Source organism: Paenibacillus sp. J22P90 (genome assembly GCF_059692195.1).
Genome location: NZ_JCAUAY010000007.1, coordinates 12,132 through 32,061 on the forward strand (window position 1 = coordinate 12,132; position 19,930 = coordinate 32,061).

The 19,930-nt window shown below is 46.5% G+C and carries 17 protein-coding genes; 5 read left to right on the forward strand and 12 right to left on the reverse strand.

The window, feature by feature from the left end; translation table 11 throughout:
• Positions 1 to 55: 55 nt before the first annotated feature.
• From AC58UX_RS21925 to AC58UX_RS21950, 6 genes are all read right to left on the reverse strand, one after another.
• The gene (locus tag AC58UX_RS21925) at positions 56 to 1,669 is read right to left on the reverse strand and encodes a response regulator (protein ID WP_497256634.1); all 1,614 of its coding nucleotides are present in this window, start codon (positions 1,667 to 1,669) and stop codon (positions 56 to 58) included.
• Positions 1,630 to 3,069: a sensor histidine kinase gene (locus tag AC58UX_RS21930; protein WP_497256636.1), complete on the reverse strand. Its 1,440-nt coding sequence runs from the start codon at positions 3,067 to 3,069 to the stop codon at positions 1,630 to 1,632. Before AC58UX_RS21930 ends, AC58UX_RS21925 begins: the two co-directional genes overlap by 40 nt.
• Positions 3,066 to 4,046, reverse strand: coding sequence for a sugar ABC transporter substrate-binding protein (locus AC58UX_RS21935; RefSeq protein WP_497256638.1), 981 nt, complete (start codon positions 4,044 to 4,046; stop codon positions 3,066 to 3,068). Before AC58UX_RS21935 ends, AC58UX_RS21930 begins: the two co-directional genes overlap by 4 nt.
• Positions 4,047 to 4,215: 169 nt before the next feature.
• Complete coding sequence (locus AC58UX_RS21940) at positions 4,216 to 5,592, reverse strand: AraC family transcriptional regulator (protein ID WP_497256640.1); 1,377 nt, start codon at positions 5,590 to 5,592, stop codon at positions 4,216 to 4,218.
• Positions 5,593 to 5,661: 69 nt separating this feature from the next.
• On the reverse strand, positions 5,662 to 6,633 hold the full coding sequence (locus tag AC58UX_RS21945; RefSeq protein WP_497256642.1) for an ABC transporter substrate-binding protein: 972 nt from the start codon (positions 6,631 to 6,633) through the stop codon (positions 5,662 to 5,664).
• Positions 6,634 to 7,042: 409 nt separating this feature from the next.
• Entirely contained in the window at positions 7,043 to 8,059 is a 1,017-nt protein-coding gene (locus tag AC58UX_RS21950) for an NADP-dependent oxidoreductase (protein WP_497256644.1), read from the reverse strand.
• Between the two features lie 81 nt (positions 8,060 to 8,140).
• On the opposite strand from AC58UX_RS21950, the gene AC58UX_RS21955 reads away from it, so the two are divergent.
• Positions 8,141 to 8,617, forward strand: a complete 477-nt coding sequence (locus AC58UX_RS21955) for a MarR family winged helix-turn-helix transcriptional regulator (protein WP_497256646.1) — start codon at positions 8,141 to 8,143, stop codon at positions 8,615 to 8,617.
• A gap of 76 nt (positions 8,618 to 8,693) precedes the next feature.
• Positions 8,694 to 9,119, forward strand: coding sequence for a VOC family protein (locus AC58UX_RS21960; RefSeq protein ID WP_497256649.1), 426 nt, complete (start codon positions 8,694 to 8,696; stop codon positions 9,117 to 9,119).
• A 52-nt stretch (positions 9,120 to 9,171) separates the two neighbouring features.
• On the opposite strand, the gene cls is transcribed toward AC58UX_RS21960, so the two are convergent.
• From cls to glgB, 5 genes are all read right to left on the reverse strand, one after another.
• On the reverse strand, positions 9,172 to 10,602 hold the full coding sequence (gene cls, locus AC58UX_RS21965; RefSeq protein WP_497256651.1) for a cardiolipin synthase: 1,431 nt from the start codon (positions 10,600 to 10,602) through the stop codon (positions 9,172 to 9,174).
• Positions 10,603 to 10,735: 133 nt separating this feature from the next.
• Positions 10,736 to 12,166 (reverse strand): glycogen synthase GlgA, encoded by a 1,431-nt coding sequence (gene glgA, locus AC58UX_RS21970; RefSeq protein WP_497256653.1) that lies wholly within the window; start codon positions 12,164 to 12,166, stop codon positions 10,736 to 10,738.
• A gap of 44 nt (positions 12,167 to 12,210) precedes the next feature.
• Entirely contained in the window at positions 12,211 to 13,323 is a 1,113-nt protein-coding gene (gene glgD / locus AC58UX_RS21975) for a glucose-1-phosphate adenylyltransferase subunit GlgD (RefSeq protein WP_497256655.1), read from the reverse strand.
• A gap of 6 nt (positions 13,324 to 13,329) precedes the next feature.
• On the reverse strand, positions 13,330 to 14,478 hold the full coding sequence (locus AC58UX_RS21980; protein WP_497256657.1) for a glucose-1-phosphate adenylyltransferase: 1,149 nt from the start codon (positions 14,476 to 14,478) through the stop codon (positions 13,330 to 13,332).
• Positions 14,421 to 16,427 carry a 1,4-alpha-glucan branching protein GlgB gene (glgB, locus tag AC58UX_RS21985; protein WP_497256659.1) on the reverse strand — a complete coding sequence of 669 codons (2,007 nt, stop codon included), beginning with the start codon at positions 16,425 to 16,427 and terminating at the stop codon, positions 14,421 to 14,423. Before glgB ends, AC58UX_RS21980 begins: the two co-directional genes overlap by 58 nt.
• A 181-nt stretch (positions 16,428 to 16,608) precedes the next feature.
• On the opposite strand from glgB, the gene AC58UX_RS21990 reads away from it, so the two are divergent.
• Genes AC58UX_RS21990 through AC58UX_RS22000 form a run of 3 tightly spaced genes read left to right on the forward strand, consistent with a single transcriptional unit; the run spans position 16,609 to position 19,362 of the window.
• Complete coding sequence (locus tag AC58UX_RS21990; RefSeq protein WP_497256661.1) at positions 16,609 to 17,727, forward strand: peptidylprolyl isomerase; 1,119 nt, start codon at positions 16,609 to 16,611, stop codon at positions 17,725 to 17,727.
• A 54-nt stretch (positions 17,728 to 17,781) separates the two neighbouring features.
• Positions 17,782 to 18,648, forward strand: coding sequence for a class I SAM-dependent methyltransferase (locus AC58UX_RS21995; protein ID WP_497256663.1), 867 nt, complete (start codon positions 17,782 to 17,784; stop codon positions 18,646 to 18,648).
• Positions 18,649 to 18,651: 3 nt separating this feature from the next.
• Positions 18,652 to 19,362, forward strand: a complete 711-nt coding sequence (locus AC58UX_RS22000; RefSeq protein WP_497256665.1) for an RluA family pseudouridine synthase — start codon at positions 18,652 to 18,654, stop codon at positions 19,360 to 19,362.
• Between the two features lie 15 nt (positions 19,363 to 19,377).
• Here AC58UX_RS22000 and AC58UX_RS22005 read toward each other — a convergent pair whose 3' ends face one another.
• Positions 19,378 to 19,782: a MarR family winged helix-turn-helix transcriptional regulator gene (locus AC58UX_RS22005; protein WP_497257248.1), complete on the reverse strand. Its 405-nt coding sequence runs from the start codon at positions 19,780 to 19,782 to the stop codon at positions 19,378 to 19,380.
• Between the last annotated feature and the right edge of the window lie 148 nt (positions 19,783 to 19,930).

Consider the following 19,930-nt stretch of genomic DNA (forward strand, 5'->3'; position numbering starts at 1 on the left):
CGGCAATGCCTACCACTCCGCTTTGCTTTCTGGCATATTTCAGCGCAAACCCCTCCTAACTGTGCTTTTTGTTCGTTGGTCGAATGAGCATTTTCCGGTAATCGGTCGGCGAATGTCCAACTAGCTTTTTAAACACTCTGCTGAAATAATTCGGATCGTTGTAGCCGACCTCAAATGTGATTTCTTTCAAACTTTTATCCGTTTCCTGCATAATCTGTTTGGCCATTTCAATCCGATATTCCGTGAGAAAATCAATATAATTCATTCCGAAATGCTCTTTGAACAGCTTGCTCACATAAAAAGGATTCCGATCTACCGTGGCAGCGATCCGTTCCAAGGACAAGTCTTCATGCGCGTGCTTCTGAATATACAGCTTCATCGTTTGGAGTAAATCCGTCTCCACAACCTCTCCAACCTGAACTAAATTATGAATCAACACGCGGGATTCAGCCTTTAACTGCATATAGCTTGACGTTGTATAGGGGAAGTATGGGGTATGAACCTCCATCCCCACTTCCTGCAGCATTCGCGTCACGATGATCAGCACTTCAAAAATGCGTTGCTGCGACATCCCTACACCTTGCCCTACACCTTCAAAAACATCTATCATTTTGGCAATCTGATCCCCAGCTGCTTCTAAGTTCCCACGTCTAACTTCTTCCAGGACATGTTTCTCCATCTCATGCATACGACCGCCAATCGCCTGAATGTCTTCTTGCGTGAGGTTTTCATATAAATTGTACCGCGCAGGCAGCGTTGTATCCATGGTCGCTAGCAACGACTCCTGATACGATTTGCGCATGTCCCTCACATCCTGACGCAGGCCACCGATACCGATAAAAAGGCGATAGTCGCTTTTCAAAACCAGCGCTTGAATCCATTTCTTTGCGACGGCAATGGCCTGTGCGCGATAGGCGTATTCACCTTCCATAAACACGATCAAGGGAACTTGATTGCCTGACATTTTGCCTAACCAAATCGGATTAGTTAACTCGGGGAGCAGCTCAGATAATTGCATATACATCTCTTCCAAATCAAGAAGCTGCTGACACTCCGTAGGCGCCAGTGATGAGAACTGCAGCGTCATAACAAAACACTCACGCCCCGTTGGAAGCCCGATCAGATTAATCATCTCTGTAAGGGAAGCGGACTGCACATAGTCAAAAAGCAGCTGCTCCACGATATCAGCCTCCACTAGCGGCGTCATCTTCTGCAGCTTAGCCTGCGCGATGCTTTGATTCGCTAGCTCTAGTTGAATAAGCTTGATCTCTCCCGCTACTCGGCCAATCGTCTCAAGGACAACCGAGATTCGGCTTGGCTTCAGCATATAGTCAAACACGCCTAATTTGATTGCCTGTTGGGCAAATTCAAACGTATCAAAGGCAGTGACCACAATGAACTTAATCGCTGCATTCGATTCCTTAATCTTCTCAATGGCTTGCAGCCCATTGATGCCAGGCATTTTAATATCCATCGTAATCAAATCTGGCTGTAATCGCGCTGCTGCTTCAATAGCTTCTCTCCCATTCGATGCTTGGCCGACGACCTCGACATCTGTCGAGCCCTCTTCAATCATTCTTTGCAACGCAATCCGCTCAATTGGTTCATCATCCACAATCAACAAACGAATCATACCACTTGCCCCCTTGGCAGCTTCAATGTAATACAAGTGCCAGCTCCTAGATGGGAATCTATCTCTATAATCTTTTCAACCCCATAAAAAAGCTGTAATCGATGAATGACATTCCATATGCCGATCCCAGTAGAATGGCCTTTATAAACCGAATTTTCAGTGAGTGATAAAAGCTTATTCAACTGTTCTTCATCCATGCCTTGACCGGTATCCTGTACCTGCACAATAACGTGTTTTTCATCTTTTTTTACTCGAATCGTTAACGTTCCACCCTCTTCAGCGGGTTCAATCGCATAAATAAACGCATTTTCTGCAAGCGGTTGCAAAATGAGAATAGGAAGCTCAATGCCGAGCGCATCTTCATCAATTTCTCTTACAACTTGCAGCCGATCGCCAAATCGCGCCTTTTGAATCGTTAAATACTCCTCAAGCACCTCGAGCTCATCCTTTAATGACACACGACTATCCAGCTTCCGGAGATTATATCTAAGCATACCGGCGACAGAGCTAATTAATTCACTTGTTTTGCCTGCGCCTGCCAAATAAGCTTCTTTCGACAGCATGTTTAACGTATTAAAAAGAAAATGCGGATTGATCTGACTCTGCAAGCTCTTCAATTCACTTTCCTTCAACATGAGCTTATGACGGTGCAGATCATATTCCAATTGCGCTTTACTTTGAATGTCATCGATAAAATGACCAATCTTTAGGCGCATACTATCCAGCGTTTTAGCCAAAAAAGCCATCTCATCGTTATTGCCCACCTCGATCGGATTTTTGAAATTCCCTCGAGACAATTCGCGGGCGGACAGCGTTAACTTTAATAAAGGCTGTGTAACACTATTGACGAATCGATAGGAAAAGAGCAGGAGCAGCAAGGATACTAGTGCCAGCGTCCATAAGCCCATTTTTTTAATATTTTCACTTCGCTTAATGATTTTTCTATAAAAAGCATCATACGTATTCTGCTCGCCGCTGATTAACGTGAGGGTCGTTTCTGAAATATATTTCGAAATGTTGGACGCCTCGTCAAACTGTTTCGCTGCGTTCTCTTCATCATTATCCTTTTGAAAACGAACCGCTAAATCCATCGCTTCCGATTGACTTTCCAGCATATTTTGCAAATTGTCGAGCAGCATCGTGTTGCTCAAATTCCGCAGCCAATTCATCTCGGACTTTGTACGCAGCAGACTGCTGTTATCCGAGACATATTGATTCAAGCTTTCCAGCGTTGGTGACATGCGGTATTTGTTCAAGGTCGTTAAGGATTGCTGGCTTAATTGCGAGGCTTGATTCATTTGCATATAGCGCTGCAGAATTTCGTTATACTTCTCGACGGTTCGCTGATTATAAATGCTCATGGAGAGCCAAATTATCGCCATAATGACCCAGATCAGGATCGACAGCATCATCATTTTACTTCGAATGGTTTTCATGAGCTTCCTCCTTCACCAGATGAAGTCACCACACTAATCGGTGTGAAGTAGCTTTTCTCCAACGGCAGCTGCGTAGCATCTAACCAACGCTTCATCAGATTGACGCTCAGAATACCCATTTCTTCATAATGCTGCGAGAGCCCCGCTTTCACTTGGCCATTTTTGATCAGCATCACGGTTTGCGGGGAATCATCAAATAGGAAAATCGGATATTCTTTATTCCGCGAACGTGAATGTGCGGCTTGATTAATGCTCTCGCCTGATTCTGTGGACAGTCCAATGAAAGCGGTAACATTTGGATTATGATTCAATATATCGTTCGTTTGCATTTTCGGCTGCGCCATTTCCGGATCATCTGTCGCAACTACGAGCCTAATGCCTTCGTATTTTTTGAATACCTCATTCAAACCTTTCAGTCGTAAATCATCGGTAGAGGGGGATGACAAATTTTTAATTACCCCGACGATACCTTTGCCGTTCAGCTGGGTCGCGATATACTCGCCCATAATGATCCCTTCTTGATAATGGTCAGAACCAATATAGGACTTACGCAAGCTGCTCGGCGCATCGGAATTAATGGTGATGATCGGAATCCCTTTCTCCGTCGCCTTCTTCACCATTAGATCGAAATCCGGATGATCCACACCTTCTACAACGATCCCACTCGCTTTGGAAGCGATTGCAATATCAATCTGCTTAATTAACCCTTCCAGGTTTGAACGATATACGCCCCAAAAGTCGATTTGGATGTTATGTTCTTCCGCAGCCTTGCGTGCCCCTTTTTGAATTTCATTCATCATAAAACTGCCTTGCTCTTGCGAAATGATCACGATGCGGTCCGAATGCTCATGTGCCATGGGCTCTGCAGCACTCGTCATTCCCAAATCGCTTTGATAAATTTTGAGCATATAGTATAACGAAAACGACAGCGTCACAAAAATGCTGGCAATAAACGCGAGTAAAATTACTTTCTTCATACCTTCACCCACAGACTCTTCCAATTTCCAGTAATTCTATCATGATTTCAGGGATTCGAATAGAATCAAAAATAAAATCCAGCAACGATTAGGTTGCCGGATTGAGAATGTGTGCAATTTGCTGCAGGAAGCGCTCATGATTGAAAGCCGTATGCTCATTCCACGGTGCTTACCAACCAGCATAACCAGGGGTCTGAAGGACCTTCCCCTTTTTCACCGCTGGTAAACCGCGCCAGGCCGCTTGGCTGCTAATGTCTGCCCAGGTCGCTTGCGAAATAGGGTCCTTCCCTATATTTAAAATAAAATGATCGGCCTCAAAGCCGGCCAAATCAGGCAGTTGCACGGATTTCGTCCACTGGAAATCTTCGATTTGATTGGCAGGTCGCACATGCAGATCATCATACAAAACCGTACCGGCACTACGCCCCCACACCACAATTTCCTTGTGATGAATTAGTACGACTAATACCTTATCTTGTTGAAGTGTTTGCTTTACCGCGTCCCTAAGACCAGCAGCTTTAAGGTCGTAGCTTTGCAACCATTTTGAAGCTTCAGACAATTTACCTAAGAAATCACCGATCATCATTAGATGCTGGCGCCAGCTCGTATCCCATGGCAAAAATAACGTCGGGGCAACCTCCGCTAGCTTCTCTTGCTCAGCTTGAGGAACCCAAGCATCGATCCCCACGATATAATCCGGATTGGATTGTTGTAAAGCTTTAAGATTGAATTCGTAATGGTGACTTAATGGCACGCTTACATCAAACGCATATTTATTCCGGTAAAAATCAGTCCAAAAATGATCCATCGGCGCGGCGTATGGAATCATTTGCAGCGCGAGCAATTGTCCGATATTTACCCAGCTGTATGCCGCAACCTTCGTTTTCGTATTTTTCAAATAAACGGCCGGCGCCATCCCCATATGCTTCTTGAACGAATTGCTGAAATATATCTCATTCTTATAGCCTACTTGAAAAGCAATGTCCCTTATGGAGGCCTGCGGCAGCTCGCGCATCAGCTCCTTCGCTTTACTTAAGCGTAACTCAGTCACATATTCAATGACGCCTTTTCCGAATTTTTCTTTAAACAAGCGCATGAAATGGAACCGACTTAAGCCGGCCTTAGCTGCCAGTCCATCAATCGTAATTTCTTCCGTATAGTCTCGCTCGAGCATGAACTTTGCGTAATCCAACGCGATCGCGGTTTTGTGCTCTTCATTTTGCAATACCATACTAAGTAATTCATAAAATCCCGCCTCCGCCCGAAAGCGATCCGCAATCGCACCACTCTCCCAATGGGAGGTGATCATCTTGACTAGCGGGATTACAGTGCCGGATCGCAGCGGGTAAAACTGTCCGTTAATAATCAGTCGGCCATCCGTCGTGTCCGAAACGACTAACATTAAGGAGTTTGCTATGATAAAATCACGCTCAATAGGCCATTGCAGATTCTTTGCTGCAATTCGCTCAATCGATGTAAGTTTATACCACATTCGTTTAAATGGGCTCTCGTCTTCTAAGTCCGGTTGCGTGAGTTCTTCATTCATTGTCTATATTCCGCTCCTACATAGCTGATTTAACACGTAAAGGACGAGGGAATCCCCCGTCCTCATTACTTATTTCACTAAATTGCGAAGCACATCATCAATAATTAATTGATCGGCAATGACGTTTTGATTAAACCAGTGACCGGAATCCACCTCATACACATGACCTTGCTTAACTGCAGGCAATTGCTGCCAAAGCGGATTATCTACTGGAGGCTTCGGGCGACCTTTGCCGGAGAGAACGAAAATGTAGTCAACATCATCGAGCTGAGCCAGCGTTTCCAAGGAATATGTATCATAGTCACCCTTGAGTAATTTAGGTTGTTTGAAACCAAAGCCTTGATATAACAGCTTTCCACTATAAAAATTCGCGCCGAACAATTTAAATCCTTTTTCATTGGCGGACTGGAATAATACGGCTGATTTATCTCCCACAGCGCTGCGAATCTTATCTTTCGAGGCAGCTACCTTGTCATCGTATTTCTTGAGCGCCTGCTCAGCTTCCGCTTTTTTGCCCAGCACTTCACCTAATTTAGCAACATTGCCACGCCAGTCATTCTCATCGTTGGACAGGACGAAAGTAGGCGCAATTTTGGCGAAATCCTCATACGTCCCATTTTTTATGTAGGTTGGCGCTGCCATAATGATGAGATCTGGATTATGACTTAATGCTTGCTCAGGTTTGAGCCCGCCCATCATGTCTAAAACGGGTACCCCGTTCAGCACAATTTGCAAATACTGCTGCGGCTCGCCAGCTGCTGACCATTGCGCGACAGGCTTAATACCAATTGCCGTTAATCCATCCTCTAAAAATGGAGCAAGCACACGCTTGACCTCGCCAGGAATTTTCACATCATGTCCCATGGCATCCTTCAGGATACGCTCCTGCGGTGCTTGGGCTGCTTCTGTCTGCGTTGCTTGAGCTGTGCTTGCAGGCGCCGCTGCGCTTTTCGTATCCGTACCGGCACCACAGCCGGCTAGTAGTAGAGAAGACACGAGTAGTATCGCTGAGTAACTTACTAATTTCCTTGCTTGAATCATTAAACATCCCCCTAGATGATACTGATAATCATTATCGATATCTAGGAGTATATAGGACAATTTATCTTTTGTGAATACGTAAAAATGCTGACTTTTCGCGCATGATGCGCACGATTGTATAGTTGAGCGCCCCGGGCCGCGGTTCGCTGGCGCGTAAGTCGATTTTTTCGACTTAGGGCGGCCCGGGGCGCGCTTCGCGGGTACGTAATTCGATTTTTTCGACTTACGGCGGCTCGGAGCGCGGTTCGCTGGCGAGTAAGTCGATTTTTTCGACTTACGGCGGCCCGGGGCGCGCTTCGCTGGCGAGTAAGTCGATTTTTTCGACTTACGGCGGCCCGGGGCGCGCTTCGCTGGCGAGTAAGTCGATTTTTTCGACTTAGGGCGGCCCGGAGTCTCCTCGGCGGAAGAGTTAGTCGACTTCGTCGACTAACCGCAGCACAATCCGCCCGCGGCCGTGCCCCGTTTGGCTCTTCTCATGTGCTTGACGCACATCTTCGAGCGCGAAGCTTTGCTCGATGGCGATCGTTAGCTTCCCCTCTTCGATGAGCGCTGCGATTGCTGCCAAATCCTCCTGGGTGGCTACACCAGGACGAATCAATGCGATGCTATGCTGCTTCGCTTTTTCCATCGGAGGCTGACCCGCTATCGTGGCTAGGCGTCCTCCTGGCTTCATTACGGACCAAGTGCGTGCCAGCGTTTCACCGCCAACCGTATCAAGTACGAAATCAACGTCCTTCACGATTTCTTCGAATCGTTCAGACGTATAGTCAATCACCTTATCCGCCCCTAAGGAGGCGACAAAATCCAAATTCGCCGGCCCAGCGGTGCCAATGACTTCTGCACCCAGCCACTTCGCGAATTGCACCGCGAACAACCCTACGCCGCCTGCCGCGCCGTGGATCAAAACTCGCTCGTTCGGCTTCACTTTGCCTTCCGAGACAATCGCACGCCACGCTGTGGTGGCTCCTCCAGACAACGATGCCGCTTCTTCATAACTAATCGAAGCGGGTTTAAGAGCAATCGCATCCTCGGGCGCAGTTGTGTACGCTGCGTAAGTCCCCTTCGTGCTGCGCCCAAAAACGGACTGTCCAATCTCCCAATTGGACACTCCTTCTCCTAGGGCCACCACAACGCCCGAGAACGCCGTCCCCGGAATATGAGGGAATTGTACGGGCATCGGGAACAGCCCTCTGCGTATTTTCCAATCGACAGGAAGAACGCCAGCCGCATGAATGCGAACGAGCACCTCCCCAGGCAAGGGCTGCGGAATGGCAATGTGCTCCACCTGAAGCACGTCCGCTTCCCCAAAAGCATGAAAGCGCACAGCACGCATCAAATTCTCATCCTTACTTGCATTCATCTCTTCCTTCATCTCTTCCTTCATCTCTTCATTCATCTCTGCTGCACACTCCTCTTTCCCGCTCATCTATGTTATATTTATTGTGTATACTCAGTAATACTTTTATAGTGAGTATACTCACTATTTTCAAACCAGTCAAGGAGGACCATGAAATCACCCGACAGCAACCTTCCCGATCAACCCGAATACTCAATACACTCCAGCCCATCAGCTGGCGATGTCCTACAACTATTAATTCGGACGACCCACCGACTCCATACTCAATTCGAGGAACACATATCCGAGCTAGGCATCCCTTCCTTTTTAACGGGTCCGCGCGTACGTGTTCTCATTGCCATTGAAGAAGCAGGAAGCATCCGTATGTCCGATTTGGCAGCAAAATTAGGAGTTAAAGCGCGCACCGTCACCCAATTCGTGGATGCGCTTGAGCAAGAGAAGCTTCTCATTCGCACCTCAGATCCCGATGACCGGCGAGCAACTTTCCTTCAATTGACGGAAGCAGCGCCCCCTTTAATTGCCAAAGCTCGCATTGCTATGAGCCAAGCTTCTGAACAAATTCTTCAGACTTTGTCCCCAGAAGGACGTAGTCAGCTTCAATCTCTTTTACTATCTCTTCATCCATAAACCCAGTTGGATTTTCGTCTAAACCAATGGTAGAATATAGGGGATTGTCCAATTTCAAAATAAGAGGAGAATGGTAATGTCAGTTAATGCTTATTTAAATTTCCCAGGAAACACGCGCGAAGTTGTAAATTTCTATGCAGACGCATTTAATCTGCCATCTCCAAAAATGATTACGTTCGGGGATATGCCGCAAAACCCTGACTATCCGCTACCTGAAGAAGCTAAAAACGGTGTTATGCACACTCGTCTGGATATTAACGGAAGCCCTCTGATGTTTTCCGACACGTTCCCAGGTATGCCATACGTTGTAGGGAACAACATCAGTCTTTCTTATGTCAGCTCCAACGAAGAAGAACTTACAAATGTATTTCATAAGTTGAAAGTTGGCGGCAAAGTAGCTATGGAGCTGCAAGCAACGGACTGGAGTAAATTATACGGTCAAGTTGAGGATAAGTTCGGCATTCTCTGGCAGTTCAACCTTGATAGCGGTGAAACTTTTTAATCATAGGCCCCAAAGCACGAAGGCCCATGCTCACAGCACGGGCCTTCTCCATTTACAAAATCGGTGAAATCAACTTCGATATCGACTCTAGAAACCGGATGCGCAGCGACCGCTTCTCATATTCCTCCAGGGTCAACTCCATACACCCCTCCATGTCCTTCCAAAAGGTGTTCTCCAGCTTCGTTGCTGTCTCTTGATGAAACATCAACGCATTCGTTTCAAAATTCAACCGTAAGCTGCGAATATCAAAATTCGCAGTACCTACGGAGGCTACTTTGCCGTCTACGATAATCGTTTTGGCATGTAGAAAGCCGTAATCATACAAATAACATTTCACGCCTGCACGCAGCAGCTCACCCACATAATACAAAGAAGCCCAATGCACGAATAAATGATCAGCCTTCTCTGGTATCATAATCCGCACATCAATCCCTGATAGCGCGGCGATCCGCAAGGCGTTCAACATGCTTTCTTCAGGAATAAAATAAGGCGTTTGCAGCAATATGCGACTTTTGGCCATATAGATCAGCTTGAGAAAGGTGTGCACAAAGTGCGGCCATTCCTCATTCGGTCCACTTGCTACGATTTGCATCGGAACTTCTCCTTGCACCCCGTTTAACGCTGGAAAATAACGAGAATCCACCTCTAACTCCGTAGCTGAAGCCAAGTTCCAATCCAGAATAAACCGCGACTGCAAAGTGCGCACTACACTGCCCGTCAATCTAAGATGTGTATCTCGCCAATAACCAAACCTCGGGTTCAGGCCAAGGTACTCATTACCAATATTAAATCCGCCAATATACCCGATTTGACCGTCAATAATGACAAGCTTGCGATGATTGCGATAGTTAACTCGGTAATTGAGAAAAGGGATTCGAGAAGGAAAGAATGCCGCTCTCTGTCCACCCGCCTGCAAAAAACTTTTAAAAAACGAATCCTTCAAAGTCCGCGACCCGATATCATCATACAAAAAGCGTACTGTCACGCCCTGTGCCGCTTTCCGTGTCAGCACCTCCATGATCCGCTGCCCGAGGGAATCATTTTTCACAATATAATATTGCATATGGATATGATACTGTGCAGCCTCAAGCTTGCTAATCAAATCCGTAAATTTCTCTTCCCCGTCCGTGAAGATTGTTACATCATTATCCTGCGATAGAAACGAATCGTTCGTTGCGACATTCAAATAAATCAAATAGCGATAGTCCGCAACCATCGGGTTGAGATACGGAAAAGTCCCATCGGTCAACTGCTGCCGCTGCTCGCCGATCACAGTCTGCATGCGCTCTAGCATACGCTTATTCCATTTGTACAGCTTTCTGCGGCTCAAGTTCTGACCCAACATCACGTAAAGTAAAAATCCAAGAATAGGAATGAATAATAACACCATTAACCATGACCATGTTGCAGCCACATTACGCCGTTCTAAGAATACCACGGTGAGCGCCAGTAAAATGTTTACGACGAACACCAAGGTTAACATATGTGATAGCCAATCTACTCCCACAGCTCTTCACCCCAAACATTGTAAATCTTCTATTTCTATTATACCTGAATTTTGTCAAATACGAAAAAGACCCCCTCATTCTTTCGAATGAAGAGGTCATTTCAACACCTTATGAAATCATTTCCTTGTAAAGTGCGATATATTGTTGCGCAGATTTCCGCCAGCTAAAGTCGCCTTTTTTCATATTCTGCTGAATTTTCATCCAACTGTCACGATCGTTCTTATAAAAGAAAACCGCGCGCCGGATGATGTGCAGCATGTCATGCGCGTTATAATGCGTGAAGGAGAAGCCTGTACCTTCCCCAGTAAACTCATTATAAGGCTGGACGGTATCCTTCAGTCCGCCTGTTTCCCGCACGATCGGCACCGATCGATAACGTAGAGCAATCAATTGCCCTATGCCGCACGGCTCGAATTGGGAAGGCATTAGGAAGAGATCAGAAGCCGCGTAGAATTGATGCGCTAAAGCTTCATCGAAGTAAATCTGCGCTGACACTTTCGTCGGATGTGTTGCTGCAGCGTTCCTAAACATTTGCTCGTAGACAGGCTCGCCAGTACCAAGAACAACGAGCTGAATATCTAGGGCTAGAATCTCACGCAGCACGTGCTGAATCAGATCTAATCCCTTTTGCTGAACAAGGCGTGTCACCAATACGATCATTGGGATCTCAGCGTTCACAGGCAGCCCTAGGCGCTCTTGTAGAGCCAGCTTATTCTGTGTCTTCTTCGGCAAAGAATCGCGATAATTCACGACCAGATGCTTGTCTGTCATCGGATCAAATACCTCGTAATCGATGCCGTTCACGATACCCGTCAATTGATCTTTGCGGTGACGCAGCAGGCTGTCCAAAAATTCACCGTAATACGACGTTTGAATTTCCTCCGCATACGTCTGGCTAACCGTTGTGATCTGATCCGAATACAGCAGTCCACCCTTCAGGAAGCTTGCGCCCCCGTGAAGCTCTAACGCCGTGCCTGAGAAGTGATCATCCGACAATCCGAACAAATCCTTGAACACCTGCTGGCCAAACACACCTTGGTATTTCAAGTTATGAACCGTCGTCATCGTCTTGATCTCGCTAAAGAATGGCAAATGCTGATAATGCGCCTTCAGCAACACGGGAATCATCCCTGCTTGCCAATCGTGGCAATGGATCACATCCGGCCTAAAATCCAGATGAGGAAGCGCCTCAACGACGCCTCGACAGAAGAACCCAAATCGCTCCGCTTCATCCCCATAGCCATAGATTCCCGGCCGTTTGTAATAATACTCATTATCTACAAAATAAAAGGTAACCCCTTCATACACCAGCGATTCAATCCCGATGTATTGCTTGCGCCAGCCCAATTGCACATCAAATGCCGTCACATGAGTCATCTCATCGCTATACTTAGCTGGAATGTCACCGTATTTCGGCAAAATGACGCGCACATCGAGTCCTTGACGCGTCAGCTCCTTAGGTAAGGAGCCGATCACATCTGCTAATCCGCCTGTCTTTATAAAAGGCACGGCCTCCGAAGCCGCGAACAGTATTTTCATCTTGCCACTCCTCTGTAATCGATCGAACCTGATTCTGCATGCGATTAGATGACTTTGGTTTTCGCTGCGATGAATGGCGCCTTGTTATCACCTGTTAGTACGCGGCCGCGGCTGATGAAGACATCCTTATCTAGAATTGCGTTCTCGATAATAACGTTCTCTTCAATTTCGCAGTTTTGCAGGATGATACTGTTTTTCACGTAGGCCCCTTTGCGGATTTTCACACCGCGGAACAAGATGCTGTTCTCAACTTTGCCCTCGATCTGGCAGCCGTTTGCGATGAGCGAGTTTTTCGCTGCAGCGGACTCCAAATATTTCGCAGGCGGCTCATCTTTTACTTTCGTATAGACAAGATTGTTCTTTTGGAAGAACAGCTCCCGCCAAATCGCTGGATTTAACAGCTGCATGCTGTGCTTGTAGTAGCCTTGAATGGAGTTCACGATGCCCAAGTGCCCCTCAAACTTATAGCCATACACGCTCAGTTTATCAATGTTTTTCATAATACCGTCACGTACCAAATGGTCATACCCTTGCGCTAGGCAGGATTCCACCATATCCAAGAGCAAAGCCTTGCTCATAATATACATTTCCATGGAAATGTTGTTTGTCCGCAGACGGCCTGTATGATCTTCCATCAACGTCACTTGACCTGTATCTTTCACAGCCATGCGGCGGAATTTCCCATGAATTTCTTCATCCGTTTGTTTATAAATGACAGTGATATCCGCTTGCATATCTTCATGGTAGCGAACAGCATCGTTCAAATCCAAGTTGCACACCATGTGGCTGCGGGAAATGATAACGAATTCCTCTTTACCACGGTAGAAATAGTCACGATGGCTGTAGAATTGGTACAAATCGCCACGGGAAATCCCTGTCGGCTCATCAAGTACGGAAGGAAGGACGAAGAGTCCACCGCGCTTACGGTCCAAATCCCATTCTTTTCCAGAACCGAGATGATCCATGAGTGAGCGATATTTATGTTGTGTGAACACAGCTACGTTGTCGATGCCTGAATTCACCATATTGGATAGTGCAAAATCGATTAAACGATAACGACCACCAAAAGGCACAGATGCCGGGCAGCGGAAATAAGTCAGTTCCTCCAAATCATCCGGTTCATTGACTAAATTAATGACTCCCATCACGTGTTTCATCTGACATCATCCCTTCTGATTAGCGTTGCCTGATATCCGTTCGTTACCGCCAATAAGTATAATTTCGCCATTGCCGTCTATGACTGCACCATCTTCTACGACCGTATTTTCACCGATAATCGACTTGATAATCGTCACATTATTGCCAATCTTCGCATTCGGCATAATGACGGAATCCTTAATATAGCTGCCTTCGCCAACCTGAACCCCGAAGAAGAGAACGGAATGATCGACATCTCCGAAAATCGCACAACCCTCATTGACCAGTGATCGCTTAATATTCGCCGTAGGCGCTACATATTGAGCTGGCTGATACGGATTCTGAGAATAGACGCGCCAGTTTTTATCATTTAAGTTCAACTCGTTATTCTCATCCAAAAGGTCCATATTCGCTTCCCATAAGCTATCAATCGTACCGACGTCTTTCCAATAGCCTTGGAACGGATAAGCAAACATTCTCGCTTCGTCCTTCAACATCATCGGAATGATATCTTTACCGAAATCTTTGCTGGACTCTGGATTCGCTTCATCTTCAAGCAAGTACGATTTCAAAGCTTTCCAGTTAAAAATGTAAATACCCATCGAAGCCAAGTTGGAGTTTGCCTCTTTTGGCTTTTCAGCGAATTCCGTAATCTCCTGCTTCTCATTAACACTCATGATACCGAAGCGGCTTGTTTCTTCCCATTTCACTTCGATAACGGCGATCGTTGCGTCTGCTTTTTTCTCTTTGTGGTAGTTAAGCATGAGATCGTAATCCATTTTATAAATATGGTCACCCGAGATGACCAAGACATATTCCGGATCATATTGCTCAATAAATCCAATATTGCGGTAGATGGCATTGGCTGTTCCTTTGTACCAATCGCCGCCTTTTTGCTCCATAAACGGAGGCAGCACGGTAACACCGCCGTACTTACGGTCAAGATCCCATGAGCTTCCAATACCAATGTAAGTATTGAGTACTAGAGGCTGATATTGCGTTAAAACACCAACCGTATCAATTCCTGAATTCGTGCAATTGCTGAGAGTAAAATCAATGATGCGATATTTGCCGCCAAAGTGTACAGCTGGCTTAGCTAAATTGTTCGTCAGTACGCCTAATCTTCGCCCTTCTCCTCCAGCGAGGAGCATGGCAACACATTCTTTACTGCGCATATTTGATTTCCCCCTTCAACTTCATCATTCTCTGATTGGAATTCACTTACACACTTGATATAGACAGCCGCAAGCGGCGGAATACATAAAGATAAACTATACGGAAGGCCATGCATGGAACTTGCCCTGCTCGTGATTGGCAATGTGTTCCCTTGTCCGGAACCGCCAAACTCTGCAGCATCGCTATTAAAGACAACTTCGTACAAACCTAATTTTGGAACGCCGATTCGATAATCCGGATGAACAACAGGTGTGAAATTACACACGAGAATGAGTTCATCCTCCGGCAGATTCCCTTTTCGCATATAAGTAACAACACTTTGGGTTTCGTCATGGGGATTAATCCATGCAAAACCTGCTGGATCATGATCCAGCTGCCAAAGAGCTGGTTCTTTTAAATAAAACTGATTGAGCTTCTTCACATAATGGTGCATCTGCTCATGCTTCTCATAACCGCTAAGCAGAAACCAATCCAGCTCCTCGAGATCCTTCCACTCGTCGAATTGACCGAATTCACTGCCCATAAAGAGCAGTTTTTTTCCTGGATGCCCCGACATGTAGCCATATAACACCCGTAGATTAGCAAACTTCTGCCAATAGTCTCCAGGCATCTTATGCAAGAGTGAACGCTTACCATGCACAACCTCATCATGAGAAAGAGGGAGAACATAATTTTCGCTCCAGGCGTACATAAACGAGAATGTAATCAGCTTGTGATTATACCTGCGGTGGATCGGATCCAGCTTCATATACTTCAGCATATCGTTCATCCAACCCATATTCCACTTGTAGTTAAATCCAAGCCCGCCCTCATGAACGGGAGCTGTTACAAGCGGCCAATCGGTGGAGTCTTCCGCCATCATTAAGGCATTGGGGAAGTAGGAGAAAACAACTTGATTCAGCTTGCGAATAAACGCAACCGCCTCTAAATTTTCCTCGCCTCCATGTTGATTGTGAATGGGTACTTCATCCCATCTGCCAAAGTTTAGATGCAGCATGGAAGCTACAGCATCCACTCTGATGCCATCCATATGATACATATCCATCCAAAAAACGGCATTTGAGATTAGGAAGCTCTGGACCTCAGGCCTGCCAAAGTCAAAAGTAAGTGTCCCCCACTCCAATTTCTCCGCTTTCCGAGGATCTTCATATTCATATAAAGGCTTGCCATCAAACATGCGTAATCCATGACTATCCTTGCAAAAATGGCCTGGAACCCAGTCCATAATGACGCCGATCCCCTTCTGATGACAGCGATCAACAAATCGCATGAAATCTTTTGGCGCACCGTGACGACTTGTTACCGAATAGTACCCAGTCGCTTGGTATCCCCATGAACGATCGAAAGGGTGCTCAGCCAGCGGCATAACCTCGATATGGGTATAACCCATTTCTACCGCATAATCCACTAGCTCACTCGTTAATTGTTCATACGTATACTGCTCTTCACTGGTTCGATCTTTCTTGCGCCAAGTACCAAGGTGCACCTCATAAATGGAGAGCGGCTTATTGTATGCTGGCACTTCTTTCTTCTTCAGCTGCCATTCCTGATCCTGCCATTCGTACCCTTCCAGATCTACAACTCTAGAAGCTGTACCAGGCCTTAATTCAGAATAAAAGGCATAGGGGTCTGCTTTTAATAAAATCTGCCCCGTTTGACTATGAATTTCGAACTTGTAATAGTCGCCTTCACCTGCTTCTGGAATGAAGATCATCCAGAGGCCTAACGAGCTAACCTTCTCCATCCTGTGCTCGCCGGATTGCCAATCATTGAAATCTCCAAGTACATACACGGTTTTCGCATGCGGTGCCCAGATGGCGAATCGGACACCTTCATGCCCTTTTTCTTTGCTAACATGTGCCCCTAAGATACGATAACTGTGGAACAGGGATCCTTCATGAAGCAGAAACAAATCCTCGGAGCTGGGTATACCAACATTTGCTCCCACATTATCCCCCCTACTTCGACATGTCTGATCACTAAGATGCGTGTTGCAAATCGACTCTACCTCTACAAATACAACAAAGAGGTAAAGAATTCCTTCAATTTGGCGTTAATAAAATAAAGGAAATCTCTCAACCTTCGGTGAATTATTGGAATGACATGATATGAAAGGTGGATCACTCATAATGAAAGACAAAGTAAAAGGACTTATTGTAGGTTTAACCATTGGTTCTGTGTTAAGTGGAACCGTAGCTTTAGCAGCTGGAACTCAAATTGAAGTAGCCTTCCGCAACCTGACGTATATGTTTGATGGTGTCGAAAAAACGCCAACAGATGCCAAAGGTTTTATATATGAAGGCACAACTTATGTACCGCTGCGTTTCATGAGCGACTCGCTTGGCAAGAAAGTAGAGTGGGATGAAGCAACTAGCACGATCTGGGTTGGTACGAACCCTAATCAAGTGGTTGCTACCTATACAGGCGGAACTGTGACGAAAGCTGCGTTTGATTCGTTCTTTAACCTGAAAGCTTTGTTTAATAGTGCGCATGCAAGCTCCAAGGACAATGTTGACTATCAAACGAGTGTTCTTAAAGAATTAGTAACCAACCGCGTTTTCTATAGCCGCGCATCTGAGGCTGACCGTGAGGCTGCAAAGCAAACTGCTGCTGCACAAGTTAATGCTTGGAAACAGCAGTTTGGCGAGGATAAATTCAAGTCCGATTTGAAAAATGCAAATGTGTCAGAGAGTGATATTCAGTATTATCTTGTTGGCAGTATGACTGCGGGTAACTATGTGAAATCTAGTATTACGGATGCTCAGTTGAAAGCGCAATATGATGCAGCACTTGCAGCGAATAAAGATGCGTTTACGATCGCTTCCGTGCGTCATATTTTGATCGGACTTTCAGATGCTGAAGGTAAAGCTCGTACGAAAGAACAAGCGCTTTCCCTAGCGAAAGACGTTCAGCTGAAGCTGAAATACGGCGGCGACTTCACAGCGCTTGCTAAGCAATACTCCAATGATCCTGGTTCAAAGGATAATGGAGGTCTTTATGCGGATGCGGATGTGAGCCAGTGGGTTGAAGGCTTCAAAAACGCAGCGATTTCTCAAACTGTAGGCTCGATCGGTGATCCGGTTGAAACCGAGTATGGCTACCACATCATTAAAGTGGAATCCCGCTCCGTCAAACCTCTAGAAGCAGTGAAAGATTCCCTGCGTGCGTCGCTTGAACAAGCGCAATACCAACAATTTACGGAAAAAGAACTGCCTGGTTTGATTGAAAAGATCGATTTAGGTAAATAAATGGTGTACAATGGATGTTTAGTCTAGAAATCAAGTTGAAGGATGGATTACAGCATGTTTTATGCAAAAGATTGGGTCGACTATGAGCTGCTCGATACGGGCGGCGGCGAAAAGCTGGAACGTTGGGGTACGATTGTACTTCGCAGACCAGACCCGCAAATTATTTGGCCTCTACAGAAAGAAACACCAGCTTGGCGTCAAGCTGATGCGCATTATCACCGCAGCTCCAGCGGCGGCGGCCAATGGCAAAATAACGCTGAGCTCCCTGAGCGTTGGACGATCACTTATGATCAGAAGCTGACCTTTTATATTAAGCCAACCAGCTTTAAGCATACGGGTCTCTTTCCTGAGCAAGCAGTGAACTGGAAATGGATGATGGACAAGATCAAAGGTGCCGGTCGTCCCATTAAAGTGCTCAACTTGTTCGCTTACACTGGCGGTGCATCGCTGGCCTGTGCTCACGCTGGCGCAGAAGTGTGCCACGTGGATGCTTCCAAAGGCGTTGTGCAATGGGCGAAGGAAAATCTGCATTTGAGCGGTATGGGCTCCCGTCCTGTTCGTTTCATCACGGATGATGTATTCAAATTCGTGCAAAGAGAACAGCGTCGCGGCAGCAAGTACGATGCGATCATTATGGATCCACCTTCCTACGGACGTGGTCCTAACGGTGAAACGTGGAAATTGGAGGATGACCTCTTCCCGTTCATCCAGACTTGCCAATCCATTTTGACGGACAACCCGTTGTTCTTGTTGATCAATTCCTATACAACTGGAATCTCGGCTACTGTGCTTCAGAACATTTTGACAATGGCGATGAAAGAAAAGCATGGCGGAACGATCTCCAGCGGTGAAATCGGCCTTCCGATTACACATTCCGGACTTATGCTCCCTTGTGGTATTCTAGGACGCTGGGAGGCGTAAGCGGTGGCTCTGAAGGAAAATTACGGTGCATCGCAAATACCGATTCTCTTCGAAGACAACCACATTCTCGTGGTTGAGAAGCCCGTCAACATGCCGACGCAGGAAGATGAATCTCGTGATCTCGACCTGCTCAGCGCGTTGAAGGCTGATATCAAAGAGCGCTACAACAAGCCCGGCAATGTGTATCTCGGGCTTGTCCATCGCTTGGATCGTCCCGTTGGCGGCGTGATGGTCTTCGCCAAAACGTCAAAAGCCGCGTCCCGACTTTCGGACGCGGTAAGAACAAGAAAGCTCGACAAGACATACGTCGCTGTCGTGCACGGTAAGCCCTCACAGCCGGCCGCTACGCTGCGCCACTGGCTGTTGAAGGATACGCGGACGAATACCGTCAGCGTGGTCAAGGCAGGCCAGCAGGACGCCAAGGAGGCGGTGCTGGACTACAAGCTGCTCGGCAACCAAGACGGGTTCAGCTTGATCCAGATCAAGCTGCACACCGGGCGGCCGCATCAGATCCGCGTGCAGCTGGCTGCCATTGGCTGCACGCTGTACGGTGACCAGCGCTACGGCAGCGCTGTCAACAAACCAGGCCAACAGCTCGCGCTGTGGGCCACAGCACTTGCCTTTGAGCATCCTGTGCTCAAAGAGGAGATGCACTTCCGGTCGCTGCCGCCAGCGCAGCGGCCGTGGAATGAATTTACGATCCCCGAGCTATAAGGGGATGAATCAGCATTAATTCGCTACTTTGCCTAACAAATAAATAAGCAATTTTTGATTATGAGCGGAAACGCGATTCAGGTAGGAATCCAACAGTTGTTCACGGATGCCACGACCTCTCTCGCATTCCGCTTTTCCTTTGTCCGTGACGTGAATCCAAACAATGCGACGATCCTTCTCATCGCGAACACGAATAATTAACTCCGCTTTTTCCATCCGGTCTAATAAGGTTGTAACGGCTGCAGGTGTCGTGGATAAGTATTCGATTAAATCCGAAGGCTTCATACGTTCATGGATCAGAAGCAATTCTAGTACATTCAATTGTCCTTCCGTAATCGTAGGGGCTAATCCTACCTCCATCTGATTTTTCAATTCCTTCGATAATTTTAGCCATAGCTTTCCGAATTCATCGGAATACATCCTCATCAACTCGCTTCCATTTTCACCTATTTACAGCAAGTATAGCACGCCTTTTCACTAGTTGAAAGATTAACGACATTAATATTTTCTTACAAAAATTGCAAATTCCATGGACTTGCTGCTGTATGCTGATACCTCATGTCGAGCC